Origin of the sequence: Streptomyces sp. x-19 (assembly GCF_046549115.1) — a bacterium.
Taxonomy (GTDB): Bacteria; Actinomycetota; Actinomycetes; order Streptomycetales; family Streptomycetaceae; genus Streptomyces; species Streptomyces albulus_C.
The window spans coordinates 21,137-33,338 of sequence record NZ_JAJPWK010000041.1 but is presented as its reverse complement, the minus strand read 5'-3'; the positions used below and the strand labels follow the sequence as shown (position 1 = coordinate 33,338).

Annotated in this window: 14 protein-coding genes and 1 pseudogene; 6 read left to right on the top strand and 9 right to left on the bottom strand. The window is 69.0% G+C overall.

Annotated features, from left to right (window positions below):
- A partial coding sequence (locus ACLJT4_RS40155) for an integrase core domain-containing protein (protein WP_411130000.1) occupies positions 1-277 on the top strand: 277 nt, incomplete at its 5' end.
- A 285-nt stretch (positions 278-562) separates the two neighbouring features.
- Positions 563-1,477 carry an alpha/beta fold hydrolase gene (locus ACLJT4_RS40150; protein ID WP_411129999.1) on the top strand — a complete coding sequence of 305 codons (915 nt, stop codon included), beginning with the start codon at positions 563-565 and terminating at the stop codon, positions 1,475-1,477.
- A 133-nt stretch (positions 1,478-1,610) separates the two neighbouring features.
- On the opposite strand, the gene ACLJT4_RS40145 is transcribed toward ACLJT4_RS40150, so the two are convergent.
- The 9 genes and pseudogenes from ACLJT4_RS40145 to ACLJT4_RS40105 form a co-directional block, all read right to left on the bottom strand.
- Entirely contained in the window at positions 1,611-2,030 is a 420-nt protein-coding gene (locus ACLJT4_RS40145; protein WP_411129998.1) for a hypothetical protein, read from the bottom strand.
- Positions 2,031-2,975: 945 nt separating this feature from the next.
- Positions 2,976-3,531, bottom strand: a pseudogene (locus ACLJT4_RS40140) (Uma2 family endonuclease).
- Positions 3,532-3,949: 418 nt separating this feature from the next.
- Positions 3,950-4,291, bottom strand: coding sequence for a hypothetical protein (locus ACLJT4_RS40135; protein ID WP_411129997.1), 342 nt, complete (start codon positions 4,289-4,291; stop codon positions 3,950-3,952).
- Positions 4,279-4,698: an ArsR/SmtB family transcription factor gene (locus ACLJT4_RS40130; RefSeq protein ID WP_411129996.1), complete on the bottom strand. Its 420-nt coding sequence runs from the start codon at positions 4,696-4,698 to the stop codon at positions 4,279-4,281. Before ACLJT4_RS40130 ends, ACLJT4_RS40135 begins: the two co-directional genes overlap by 13 nt.
- On the bottom strand, positions 4,670-5,074 hold the full coding sequence (locus ACLJT4_RS40125) for a (2Fe-2S) ferredoxin domain-containing protein (RefSeq protein ID WP_411129995.1): 405 nt from the start codon (positions 5,072-5,074) through the stop codon (positions 4,670-4,672). Before ACLJT4_RS40125 ends, ACLJT4_RS40130 begins: the two co-directional genes overlap by 29 nt.
- A complete protein-coding gene (locus ACLJT4_RS40120; protein ID WP_411129994.1) occupies positions 5,071-6,102 on the bottom strand; it encodes a WD40 repeat domain-containing protein in 1,032 nt (343 codons plus the stop codon). The genes ACLJT4_RS40125 and ACLJT4_RS40120 overlap by 4 nt, the downstream gene beginning before the upstream one ends.
- On the bottom strand, positions 6,099-7,148 hold the full coding sequence (locus ACLJT4_RS40115; RefSeq protein WP_411129993.1) for a CobW family GTP-binding protein: 1,050 nt from the start codon (positions 7,146-7,148) through the stop codon (positions 6,099-6,101). Before ACLJT4_RS40115 ends, ACLJT4_RS40120 begins: the two co-directional genes overlap by 4 nt.
- Positions 7,145-7,432, bottom strand: coding sequence for a hypothetical protein (locus tag ACLJT4_RS40110; RefSeq protein ID WP_411129992.1), 288 nt, complete (start codon positions 7,430-7,432; stop codon positions 7,145-7,147). Before ACLJT4_RS40110 ends, ACLJT4_RS40115 begins: the two co-directional genes overlap by 4 nt.
- A complete protein-coding gene (locus ACLJT4_RS40105) occupies positions 7,384-7,848 on the bottom strand; it encodes a Fur family transcriptional regulator (protein ID WP_411129991.1) in 465 nt (154 codons plus the stop codon). Before ACLJT4_RS40105 ends, ACLJT4_RS40110 begins: the two co-directional genes overlap by 49 nt.
- Positions 7,849-8,211: 363 nt before the next feature.
- Here ACLJT4_RS40105 and ACLJT4_RS40100 point away from each other — a divergent pair, with 363 nt between their 5' ends.
- Genes ACLJT4_RS40100 through ACLJT4_RS40085 form a run of 4 tightly spaced genes read left to right on the top strand, consistent with a single transcriptional unit; the run spans position 8,212 to position 11,846 of the window.
- Positions 8,212-9,141 carry a metal ABC transporter solute-binding protein, Zn/Mn family gene (locus tag ACLJT4_RS40100; protein WP_411129990.1) on the top strand — a complete coding sequence of 310 codons (930 nt, stop codon included), beginning with the start codon at positions 8,212-8,214 and terminating at the stop codon, positions 9,139-9,141.
- An 8-nt stretch (positions 9,142-9,149) separates the two neighbouring features.
- Positions 9,150-10,025: a metal ABC transporter ATP-binding protein gene (locus ACLJT4_RS40095; protein ID WP_411129989.1), complete on the top strand. Its 876-nt coding sequence runs from the start codon at positions 9,150-9,152 to the stop codon at positions 10,023-10,025.
- 4 nt (positions 10,026-10,029) lie between these two features.
- The gene (locus ACLJT4_RS40090) at positions 10,030-10,920 is read left to right on the top strand and encodes a metal ABC transporter permease (protein WP_411129988.1); all 891 of its coding nucleotides are present in this window, start codon (positions 10,030-10,032) and stop codon (positions 10,918-10,920) included.
- Positions 10,917-11,846, top strand: coding sequence for a metal ABC transporter permease (locus ACLJT4_RS40085; protein ID WP_411129987.1), 930 nt, complete (start codon positions 10,917-10,919; stop codon positions 11,844-11,846). The genes ACLJT4_RS40090 and ACLJT4_RS40085 overlap by 4 nt, the downstream gene beginning before the upstream one ends.
- Positions 11,847-12,202 lie beyond the last annotated feature (356 nt).

Below are 12,202 nucleotides of genomic sequence, written 5' to 3'. Positions count from 1 at the left end.
CTACCGGCTCGCCGACATCGGCGCCTCCGCGTCCGTCGGCTCCGTCGCGGATAGCTATGACAACGCGATGGCCGAGGCGCTGAACGGCACCTTCAAGGCCGAGCTGATCGAGATGCAGGGCCCCTGGGAGGACGGCGACGAGGTCGAGGGAGCGGTCTTCCAGTGGGTCACGTGGTACAACGAAGAACGTCTCCACTCTGCACTCGACTACGTACCGCCCAGCGAGTACGAACGAGACTTCTGGCGGAGCCAGGAGCAAACCCCGCAGTCCGCCTGAAACAACACCGCCGAACTCTACGAAACTCGGGGCAGCTCATAGTGCTCTGCGCACGCACTGAGCGGTCATCGGAATACACACGGCTCACGACGTAGGTTCTGAACACCCATTGACTCTGACGTTCACTCCCATGGCCCACGTTTGCGACCCGGTTAGAGTACGTGGCCGCGCTTGCCGGTGCGGATACCTGAACACTCGGGTGCCGTAGGTCTCGCGGAAAGAGAGAGTCTCATGACAGCATTTCCGGTCCCCGGCTCACGGCGCCGAATACGTCGCATACACATCATGGCAGCTGCGTGCGGCATGGCCCTGTGCACGACCGTGGCGGCCCCTGCCGCCGCGGACGGCGGCACGACCACGACCAAACCCACCATCGTGCTGGTGCACGGGGCGTTCGCAGACGCCTCCAGCTGGAACGGGGTCGTCGAACGGCTCGAACGCCGTGGCTATACCGTCATCGCTCCCGCCAACCCGCTGCGCGGGCTTTACAACGATTCCACCTACATCGCCTCGATCCTGGACAGCATCAAGGGCCCGATCGTCCTGGTGGGCCACTCGTACGGCGGCGCCCTGATCAGCTCGGCCGCCGCGGGCAACCCCCGGGTCAAGTCGCTGGTGTACGTATCGGCACTGATGCCCGACGTGGGCGAGAGCGGCATGTCCCTGGCCGCCAGGTTCCCCAGCGAACTCGGCACCGCCACGAAGTCCGTTCCCTACCGGGCCGGCGGCGGCGTCAGCGGCACCGACCTGTACCTCAAGCCCGACAGGCTCCGTCAGGTCTTCGCCGCCGACCTGCCGCAGAGCACCACCAGGGTCCTGGCGGTGACCCAGCGGCCCGCGGCGACGACCGCGTTCTCGCAGAAGGCCAAGGTGGCGGCCTGGAAGCACATCCCCTCGTGGTTCCTCGTCGCGAAGCAAGACAAGACCATCAACCCCGACCAGGAACGCTTCGAGGCGAAACGCGCGGGTTCACACACGGTGGAGATCGACTCCTCCCACGTGGCCATGATGGCCCACCCCGAAGCGGTCACCGACCTCGTCCTCCAAGCCGCCGCGGCGGCTGATTCCGCCCGGCCTGCGCTGGCCGCCACCGGTTCCGCACGGGCGGAGACCGAAATCGCCGGCATCGCCGCCGCCTCGTTGATCGCGGGGGCGGGAACAGTCCTCCTGGGCCGCTGCCTGAGGCGCCGCGCGCGCTGACGGCGCTCCGGGACAGCGTTCCTTCCTGTGCCGTGCGGCACCACCCGCATCACCGGCCTCGTCCAGCCGGTCCTCACCCTCCACCCCAACGCCTCAAAGTGAGGTTGGAAAAGGCTCAGTCATTTCGTGCTCCTCACTTCTGCTTGTCGTGGCGTTCGATCGCGGTACAGAAGGTCTGGACGAGGGCTTCTGGCATCCTGTAGCCCTTCACCTTCCCGAATCCCGGCCCCTGGGGCCGGATGGGTGCCTGCATCCCATCTGGCCACCATCCTTCGCGGACGCCTCGTTCCAGGATCCGCTTGAGGGATCCGCTGTGGCCACGCAGGCTGCTTCCGTCGGTGCGGAGTTCGTCGTCACTGACGAATCCATCGTTCTCGACGGCTCCCTTGACGATGTCCTGCGCTCGTGGGCGCAGTGTCCGGTAGTACTGCTGGGCCCGTTCCACGGTCCACGTGGTGTCGACCTCGACTTGGGCAGCGTGCTCCTTCAGGAAGGCGAGCAGCTTGTCTTGGAACTCCCCGGTGGGGTTCTCGACGGTGATAGTGATGCGCACGGTGTCACCTCTACTTTGCGCGCCAGGTGTTGCCACTGCGTACCCACCGGACCCATTCCTCCCAGTGACCGTTCTGCCACTGCTCCACGACGATCAGATCCGCGGTGGTGTTCGCCTTCTCCTGCTCGGCCGCATCACGGGTGACGGCCTCGGAGCGATGCGGCTTGTAGGCCGGCCCGTCGGGCGACGGAATGACTAGGCGCCAGAGGGGGACGGACGGGTGTGTGCCATGCTCCCCCTCCTTGCAATTAACGAGAATATACGTTGCTGTAACGAGGTCACCGTAAGTGAAAGTAGACACCTCTGTCCACCCTCTATTCTTCGTCTATCAAAACGAGTTGATGGTGTGCCAACTTGGCCGCTCGGACTCTTGGTTCCCGATGAGCTCACCTCTGCGCCTCAACCGCGAAGCACAACGGTCGCGACGGAACCGGTCGCCGAGGTCTCAGAGAGAGCGTGACGGCGCCTACCGGGCGACATCACTCGCCGCCGTGCACAGCGACTGCGAAGAGCACTCGTCACGATCCTCGGCGAGCGTCCGAGGCAGCGGTCACGCACCGGTCCGGCGAGCAGGTGAGTCGTGGCATCTCGGCCTCCGCGACCGAGCCGACGGCGATCGACCGGCGGCCGTTGAAGTCGGCACGGTGACCGAGCCGGTGGCCGATGACCGGGGAGTGGCCCGGCGCCCTGGCCGGTTGCCCGCCGTGCTTGGCCTGGCGTCGGTCACGTGGCCGACGAGTTGACCGACGGTTCGCACGCATCCGGTCAGGGCCCACCGGCCGCACGGCCTCGCATTCTGACCGACGGGACAACGCCCACTGCGGCGCGCCCGGGCACGGGCCGGCTCGGCGCCGGACATCCCTCATGTGAAGGCGTAACGGTGGGCGCGTGGCGGGCCGCCGGCCGCCGGCGGCCTCGCGGTGGGGCCAGGCCGGCGCCAGCGGGTCAGAAGGCGCTGGTGTCGAGGTCGAGGTCGAACGGGGAAGGGATCCACAGGGTGGTGCCGTAGAGGTGAGGCCCGTTCGCGCGGGTGTAGCCCAGGCGGCCCGGCTCGGCGTGCAGCGTCGCCGAACGCTCCTGACGGTCCACCAGTAGGTACAGCGGCGCCCCGTACTCGGCGTAGCGCGTGCGTTTGACGACACGGTCGGTCTCGCCGTTGGACTCGGAGGTGACCTCGACGACGAGGAGGGTGTCGGCGGGCAGCAGGGAGCGCGCCCTTGGCCGCGGCCGCGGGGACGACGGCGAGGCCGGGGATGTACCAGTTCGGTGAACCCGGCAGGTCGAGATTGCCGGAGCTGATGACGCAGCCGAGTTCGCGGGCGCGGCCGCGGATCTGCTCGCGGAGGGTGTCAGCGACGGCTTCGTGATCCCGGCTGGGCGGCACGGTCTCAATGACCCCTTCGACGATCTCGGCGCGGTCGTCCTTGAGGTGCTGGATGGCGTACTTCAGAGCCCGCTCAGGGTCGATGCCCTGGGAGTAGTCGGCGGGGACTTCACTCACTGGACCGTCCTTCAGCTACGGCGGCGCGTGCTCTCAACGTAGCGCCTTCGCACTGCGAGTGGGATCGAATCCATGTTCGGTGATGTTCGTCGTTGCCGCGTGGTGCTGTTCTTCCTGGTCAGCGCCACGCGGCAGGAGCGTCAATCCAGTCTGAAGCGGCTTGTGGTCCGCCGTCCGCTCACGCATCGCTCACGTATGCGGGGGTGTTCTGAACTGTGGTGGAGCCGACACCGGTGGGTGGGCTGAACGGGACGCAGGCGAGTTCAATCAGAGCAGAAACCTCAGCGTGGTCAGGTTCATGCTGGTTATGGGGGAGGTGGCGGTCAGCTGTGGTGGGCTCGAATTTGAACTGACCACCTCTTCGTCCCGAATGAGGTTCGGGCACTGATCTTGCCTGCGTGGACGGCATTTGCGCTGGTCAGCGGCGTGGTTCTGGTTGGTCGCGCGTGGTGTGGATGGGGATTCGGGTGCGGGTCGGCTTCCAAACGGCTCCCAGGAGGCACAGGGGGAGCGCTCGTCGCCCGCCAGCCGTGGCATGCGAATGGCACGCGGCCCAGACATGCTGGGTGGCATCCGGCTGTCCGGGGTGTGCCGGCGCGGCGCACCTCGGACGGTGTCGGTCTCGGTTGCCGAGGGCGACCTGGGTGATCTTGATGACGACCAGGATCATCGCGATGAGCAGGTCGCCACGCAGGGCGCCCATGCCGACCTTGCGGCCGGTGGACATGGTCGGCTTGGTCAGGGTCGTCAGCGGCGGCATGCGCCAGGTGTCCCGGCCCGTGCGGTCGATCGGGAGTCGAGATCGCGGACGCCGAGCCGTAGGTGCTCGATGTGGTGCACGGCCTGGTCGAGGAGTTGGGCGACGTGGTCGTCGTAGAGGCGGTAGATGATGCGGCGGCCGTTGCGTCGGCTGGTGATCAGGCCCAACGCGCGGAGGAGTCGTAGTTGGTGGGAGACGGCGGACTGTTCCATGCCGATGGCGGTGGCAAGTTCGGTGACCGGGTGCGGGCGCTGCCGCAGGGTGGTGAGGATCATCAGCCGGGAGGGCGTGGCCAGCGCCTGGAGCATGGCGGCGACAAAGGCAGCGGTGGTGCCGTCGAGGCAGGTGGCCGCGAGGACGCCGCGGCCACCTGCTACCTCATCGGCGTGCACGGGCGCGCGCTTCATGCGGCGGACGGATGAACTGCAACTCCAAGGTGGCGGGCGGTTCGGCGATGCCCGGTCCGCCGCCGGTGGCCCAGCGCAGCAGGTCGTCGGTGCAGGCGTCGCCCATGGCGAAGCCGATCCAGGTGGCGCGGCCGCCGGAACGTCGCCCCGCGGAGGATGGCTGGACGACCACGATGTTGGCCTGGTCGCAGGGGCCGAGGCAGTCCGTCGTGCGGACCGCGAAGCGGCCTGCGGAGTCGGCGGCGGCTGCGCGCAGCCGGCCGAGCTGCCAGGTGTGGTCGGTGCCGGGGTGTTTGCGTGCGTTGCCGCAGCAGCAGCCCCGGCAGACGACCAGTGTGCAGGGCCGGTTGGCCACGCCGATGACAGCGCGGGTCACAGGGTGGTCCGGGAGGGCAGCCGGTGGGCGCTTACGTGTCCGTTCTGGTGGGCGGTGACCAGCAGTTCGGGGCCAGCCCAGGCCAAGGCTGCCACGGCGGAGTCCCCCTCCAGTGTGCGCACTGGGTGCAGTTGGGACTGCGGCCGTCCGGCCGTGGCTCGCCACAGCGCTACGGTGCCGTCGTGGCCGCCGCTGGCGAGGTGGCCGGCGGGGCCGGGCCGCCAGGCCAGGGCGGTGATGGTCTCGTGGCAGCGCAGCGAGCGGGGTGCGGTGCCGGCGGGTCCCTTGCCGGAGAAGTCCCAGACCGTCACGTCGGGGGCGCCGTCGGCGGCGAGCCAGAAGCCGGTGTCGTCGAAGGCGAGGCGGGAGACCTTCTCCGGGTAGCCGGACATGGTCAGTTCGCTGCCGTCCCTGGTGCGCCAGATGTGGATAGAGGCGTCCTGGTTGCCGCTGCAGATCCAGCGGCCGGTGGGCGCGACGGCCAGGGCCAGGTGCGAGCCGATGTACGGGTAGGTGACCACCGGCTTGGTGGTGTGCCGTTCGTGGCCGCGTACCGCGCCGTACGCGGCGACGGTCAGCCGCCGGCCCTGGCGTTGCCAGGCCAGGTCGGTGACGGTCGAGGCGGCGGGCTCGGTGGCCCACAACTCCTCGCCGTCCAGGCCCAATACGAGCGCGCGCCGGCCGGACGCGACGGCCACCCGTTCGTCGTTGGCCCACGCGGCGGCGGACGACCAGGCTCTGGTCTCGTGCACCGTCGTCCGCCCGTCCTCCCGCCGCCACAGGGCGTATCCCATGGGGCCGGTGGCCACCAGGCGCCGGGCGTCCGGGGCGAGCGCGACATGCAGTGCCCCGCCGGGCAGTGCGAACTCTCCCACCTCGGCTGCCGTAGCGGTCTTCAGGACGGTGACCGTGCCTTCGGCCCCCGCGACGGCGAGCAGATCGCCGCAGGCGCTGAGCGCGACGGGCGCGTCGTCGATGGTGGTCTCCCAGGCGGCCGTCAGGGCCTCGTCGGGTGCGGGGATGCTCACGCGATGGCTCCTGCCGTGGCCAGGCAGCCGGCGAAGCCGCGCTCCAGCGCGTCGCGGTCGAGGTTGCGGCCGATGAAGACCAGCCGGTTGCGGCGTACCTCACCGTCGCGCCACTCGCGCCCGAACTCGCCGTCCAGCAGCATGTGTACGCCCTGGAAGACGTACTGCTTGGGGACGCCCGCGAGGGCGAGGATGCCCTTGGAGCGGAAGAGGTCGACGCCCTTGGTCCGCAGCAGGTTTCCCAGCCAGCGGTTGAGTTTGTCCTCGTTGAGTTCGCCGGGCAGGTCGATGCCGACGGAGGTGACGGTGGTGTCGTGCTGGTGCTCGGTCTCGGTGAGGAAGGACGGGTCGTCGGCGAGGACCCGCTCCAGGTCGAACGCGCCGACGTCCAGTACCTGTTGGAGGTCGAGCTCGGCGTGCTGGGCCGGGATGATCCGGACGCCGCTGTTGATGGCGCGGATGCGGGCGATGACCTCGGCGACGGTCTGGTCGTCGGCCAGGTCGGTCTTGTTGAGCACGACGCGGTCGGCGAAGGCGATCTGCTCGACGGCCTCGTTCTCCACGCCCTCGGGCTTGACCTCGTCCAGGTGCTGGAGGACGTGCGCGGCGTCGACGAGGGTGACGATGGCGTCCAGCCGCAGCTGGGCGGCGATCTCGTCGTCCATGAAGAAGGTCTGCGCGACCGGCGCCGGGTCGGCCAGCCCGGTGGTCTCGATGAGGATGTGGTCGAACTTCTCGCGCCGTCGCATCAGCGCGCCCAGGATGCGGATCAGATCTCCTCGTACGGTGCAGCAGATGCACCCGTTGTTCATCTCGAAGATCTCCTCCTCGGCGTCGAGGACGAGGGCGTCGTCGATGCCGACCTCGCCGAACTCGTTCTCGATGACGGCGATCCGCAGTCCGTGCTGCTCGGTGAGGATGCGGTTGAGCAGGGTTGTCTTGCCCGAGCCGAGGAAGCCGGTCAGGACGGTGACGGGGACGCGCTCGTCAGTGGGTTCGTCACGGGGTTCGTCTCGGGTTGCGGTGAGCGGTTCCGGCGTGGTCATTCACAGGCTCCTTCGTATGCGGTTTCGTGCGGGGCGGCCAGCAGTGTGGTCTTCAGGTGCTCGTCGGTGATCTGCTCGGCGGGGTGGTGGAGGGTCCAGCGGCGGGCCGGGGCGTCCATGGGGAGCACGGCGATGACCGTCTCCAGTGGCGGGCAACCCGGCTCGGTGCAGGTGAGCTGCCGGACCACCACGGCGGTGTCGTCGTCGAGGCCGAGCAGCGTGCGTACGGTCTCCTTCAGCTCACGCAGCTTCGGGCCTGGTTTCGGGCGGGATCCCAGTGGCATGGCGGCAGTTCTCCTTCATCCGGACGGGGAGGGGGCTGGCAGTCGGCGCAGATGCCGGTGAGTTCGACGGTGTGCTCCACCGCGGCGAACCCGGTGTCCGCACCGATCCGCCCGGCCCACTGCTCGACGACCTCGGAGTCCACCGGCCGGCTGCGGGCGCAGTTGCGGCAGAGCAGGTAGTGGCGGTGCCCGTCCGCCGGCCTCTCGCGGTAGAGCCGTTCTCCGGCCTCGTCGCGTATGACGTCGGCTCCGCCGGTCGCTTCCAGCTCCCGCAGCGCGCGGTAGACGGTGCTTAGCCCGACCGCGGTCCCGGCGGCGGTCATCAGGGCGTGCAGCTCCTGCGCCGACACGAAGTCCTGGCAGGTCGACAGAGTCCGCAGGACGGCAGCTCGCTGCCGGGTCGTCCGGCCGTTCACGGTGGATCACCCCCAGTGGTGCTCGCTGGTCGGTACGCACCTCAGGCTAGATGGAAATGAAATTCATGTCCATATGAATCTTGGTTCACGTGTCGACCCAGTGAACCCCGTCATTGATCCCGATGGAGGGTGGCGGCGCGGGCGGCGTTGTCGCCTGGTTCGGTCCGGACGATCGACCCCCGGTCAAGGGCTGGCAATGGTTTTCATCTTTGGTTGATATGAAAACCATTGCCATCTAGCGTGTCGGGGTCACGTCCGTCAGGTCGCCGCCGCCGCGCATCCGGCACCGCCAGAAGGAGCCCTCTTGTGTCCACCACCCCCGCTACCCCCGTGCCCCGTTTCACGCGCCCATCCACCCGGACCGTGCTCGTCATCGCACTGACGGTCCTGGCGGCGGTGACCGCCACCGCCTGCTCGACGTCCCCTTCGTCGAAGGCGGGCAGTAGCACCGGCGGCGGGGGCGGCGGGTCCGCCAAGAAAATCCAGGTGGTGGCCGCGGAGAACTTCTGGGGCAACATCGCCACCCAGCTAGGCGGTGACCATGTCCACGTCACCAGCATCATTACCAACCCGGACACCGACCCGCACGACTACGAGCCGAAGGCCGCCGACGCCCGCACCGTGGCCGGTGCGCAGTACGCGATCGTCAACGGCATCGGCTACGACGCCTGGGCCGACAAGCTGCTCGCCTCCAACCCGGCAGGGGGACGTGGTGAGTTGAAGGTCGGTGACCTCGTCGGCGTGAAGGCCGGCGGCAATCCGCACCGCTGGTACTCGCCGGCCGACGTCCACAAGGTCATCGAGAAGATCACCGCGGACTACAAGAAGGCCGACCCCGCCGACGCCGCCTACTTCGACCAGCAAAAGACCGCCTTCGAGACCAAGGGCCTGGCTTCCTACGACAAGCTGATATCGGACATCAAGCGCAAGTACCAAGGGACCCCGATCGGTGCTTCGGAGTCCATCGTCACCCCGCTCTCAGACGGCCTGGGGCTGAAGATGCTCACCCCGGAGACGTTCCTCGACGCCATGAGTGAGGGCACCGACCCCACGGCGAAGGACAAGACCACCATCGACGACCAGATCAAGAACAAGCGGATCAAGATCTACGTCTACAACTCCCAGAATTCCACCCCGGACGTGCAGGCGCAGGTCAAGGAGGCCAAGGACGCGGGCATTCCGGTGGCCACCGTGACCGAGACCCTGGCCCCCGCCAACGCCACCTTCCAGCAGTGGCAGGCCACCCAGCTCCAGGTCATCGAGCAGGCCCTGGCCAAGGCCACCGGGCGGTGAGCCGGATCATGAACCCGACAGCGGACCCGACAGCGGTGGCGGATGAGGTCCGGGTGCCCGGCCCTCGGCAGGCGGTCGGCCCGGTGCTGGAGTTGCGCGACGCCGCCGTGCGGGTAGGGGGCCGCACGTTGTGGTCGGGGGTGAACCTCGCTGTCGGGGAGGGGGAGTTCACGGCCGTCCTTGGCCCGAACGGTGTCGGCAAGTCCACGCTGATCAAGGTGGTGCTCGGTGCGCTGCCGGTCGCATCGGGCGAGGTGCGAGTCCTGGGGGCGCGTCCCGGTCAGGCCGGCCAGCGCATCGGCTACCTGCCGCAGCGACGCAGCTTCGATGCCGCGATGCGGATCCGCGGCATCGACGTGGTCCGCATGGGCCTGGACGGCGATCGCTGGGGGGTGCCGCTGCCGATCCCTAGCCCCCGCCGCAAGGCCGCACGCGAACGCGTCGACGAGGTCATCGCCCTGGTCGGGGCGAGTGCGTACGCGCACCGGCCCATCGGGCAGTGCTCCGGCGGCGAACAGCAGCGGCTGCTCATCGCCCAGGCCCTCGTCCGCCGCCCACAACTGCTGCTTTTGGACGAGCCGTTGGACAGCCTCGACCTGACCCACCAGGGTGGGGTGGCCGCACTGATAGGGCGTATCTGCCATCGGGAGGGCGTGGCCGTGGTGATGGTCGCCCACGACGTGAACCCGATACTGCACCACCTCGACCAGGTCGTGTACCTCGCCGAGGGCGGCTCCGCCACCGGCGCCCCACGGGACGTGATCACCTCCGCGACCCTGACGAGGCTCTACGGCACGCCGGTCGAGGTGCTGCGGGCCTCCGACGGGCGGCTGGTCGTGGCCTCAAAGCCGGAGGCGACCGGAGGCGGCCATGCCGGGGGTTGACCGATTGGCTGACGCCGCCTTCCCACCCTGGTCGTGGGACCTCGTCGGGGACTTCCAGCAGATGTGGTCGTACCCTTTCATGGTCAACGCCTTCCGGGCCGGTGCGATCGTGGCCGTAGTCGCCGCGGCCGTCGGATGGTTCGTGGTGCTGCGGCGGCAGACGTTCGCCGCCCACACCGTCTCCACCGTCGCCTTCCCCGGCGCCGCCGGGGCCGTTCTGCTCGGATTCGGCGCGGTCTACGGGTACTTCACGCTCTGCGTCGCCGCGGCCCTGGTCATCGCGGCCCTGCGTGGCGGCGGCGACCGCGAGGAGTCCGCGCTGACCGGAACCGTGCAAGCCTTCCTCCTGGCCTGCGGATTCCTGTTCGTCGCCCTCTACAAGGGTCTGTTGGAGGGGCCGCAGACGATCCTGTTCGGCACCTTCCTGGGCATCACCGCATCCCAGGTGACCGTGCTGCTCTGCGTCGGTGCCGCCGTGCTCGCGGTACTGGCGCTGATCGGACGGCCCCTGCTGTTCGCCTCCGTCGACCCGCAGGTCGCCGCCGCACGCGGCGTCCCGGTACGGGCGCTGTCCGTCGCCTTCCTCGTCCTGCTCGGGGCGGCGACCGCCGAGGCCAGCCAGATCACCGGAACCCTGCTGGTCTTCGCCCTGATGGTGATCCCCGCCGCCACCGCCCAGACCCTCACCGCCCGCCCCGCCGCCAGCCTCGCCGTGGCCGTGGCGCTGGCCCTGGCAGCCACCTGGAGCGGACTGACCGCCGCCTACTACTCGCCATACCCACTTGGCTTCTTCGTGACCACGTTCGCCTTCGCCGGATACCTCCTCGCCCTGGGACTGCGCACACTCCGCCGGGCCCTGCCGACCAGGGAGCCGGACAAGGAGGTCGCCGTATGACCGCCCTGTCGGCGGCCTCGCCGCTGTCCCAGCCGTTCTTCCAACACGCCCTCCTCGCCGGAACGCTGATCGCTGCCGCCTGCGGATTGGTCGGCTACTTCCTGGTCCTGCGCGCTCAGGTCTTCACCGCCGACGCCCTCAGCCATGTCGCGTTCACCGGCGCCATGGCCGCCCTCGCCATCGGCTACGACCTGCGCCTGGGACTGTTCGCCGCGACCATCGCCATCGCGCTGCTCTTCGGCACCCTCAGCCACAGGGCCCGCCCGGACGACGTCGTCATCGGCAGCGTCTTCGCCTGGGTCCTGGGCCTGGGTGCCTTCTTCGTCACCCTTTACACCACCTCCCGCAGCACCACCGACGGCACTGCCGGCGTCACCGTCCTGTTCGGCTCGATCTTCGGCATCTCCGCCACCCACGCAACCACCGCCGCGCTACTGGCCGCGGGCGTCTGCCTGGCGATGCTGACCGCCGCACGCCCGCTGCTGTTCTCCACCCTCGACGAGGCCGTGGCCGCAGCCCGGGGCGTCCCGGTCCGCCTGCTCGGCTACGGCTTCCTCGCCGTGGCCGGGGTCAGCGCCGCCGAAGCCACCCAGGCGGTCGGCTCCCTGCTCCTGCTCGGTCTGCTCGCCGCCCCCGCCGGAGCCGCGATCCGCCTGACCGACCGCCCCTACCGGGCACTCGCCCTCTCCACGGGCCTCGCGGTGACGGAGATGTGGGCAGGGCTCTTCGCCTCGTACACCGTCCCGAAAATGCCACCGAGCTTCGCCATCATGGCCGCCGCGACGGTGGTATATGCCGCCACCTTCCTCATACGACCACGATGCTCGGCCACCCCCACCTTCACCGCAGCCCCCAGCGGGCGTGAGCGAAAGCACCGCGATGGCAGACAACCCGCCACACCCCTACGGCACAGCATGCGACGCTGATCGGCCGCGCCACCCAACAGGCGGCGCCGACGTCGTCCGCGACACCAACGGCGAGCGGCTCTTCCGCCACCGCCCCGGCCCCGACCACCGCCACTACCTGCTCTGCACCGAATGCGGCCTCAGCCGGACCGTCGAATCCGCCCCCGTGGAGAAAAGAGCGGCGCGAACCGCCTGAACCTCCGAATTCGCCAACGTCCGGCACACCGTCGAACTCACCGGCACCTGCACAGACCGCGGCTGACAGCAGACACAGAACCGGACCTCATGAGCCGCAGGTATGAGGTTTCTGGGACCGATACGTCCCAGAAACCTGGAGCTCGTACCGCGTCGGCCGTGGAGGCATCACGGCAGCACGA

What these genes read in the sequence shown, in the direction of transcription:
- ACLJT4_RS40110 (WP_411129992.1), bottom strand. Translation starts at nt 7,432, where the DNA reads ATGCCACTGGGATCCCGCCCGAAACCAGGCCCGAAGCTGCGTGAGCTG.
- ACLJT4_RS40085 (WP_411129987.1), top strand. Translation starts at nt 10,917, where the DNA reads ATGACCGCCCTGTCGGCGGCCTCGCCGCTGTCCCAGCCGTTCTTCCAA.
- ACLJT4_RS40115 (WP_411129993.1), bottom strand. Translation starts at nt 7,148, where the DNA reads ATGACCACGCCGGAACCGCTCACCGCAACCCGAGACGAACCCCGTGAC.
- ACLJT4_RS40135 (WP_411129997.1), bottom strand. Translation starts at nt 4,291, where the DNA reads ATGCCGCCGCTGACGACCCTGACCAAGCCGACCATGTCCACCGGCCGC.
- ACLJT4_RS40150 (WP_411129999.1), top strand. Translation starts at nt 563, where the DNA reads ATGGCAGCTGCGTGCGGCATGGCCCTGTGCACGACCGTGGCGGCCCCT.
- ACLJT4_RS40095 (WP_411129989.1), top strand. Translation starts at nt 9,150, where the DNA reads ATGAACCCGACAGCGGACCCGACAGCGGTGGCGGATGAGGTCCGGGTG.
- ACLJT4_RS40130 (WP_411129996.1), bottom strand. Translation starts at nt 4,698, where the DNA reads ATGAAGCGCGCGCCCGTGCACGCCGATGAGGTAGCAGGTGGCCGCGGC.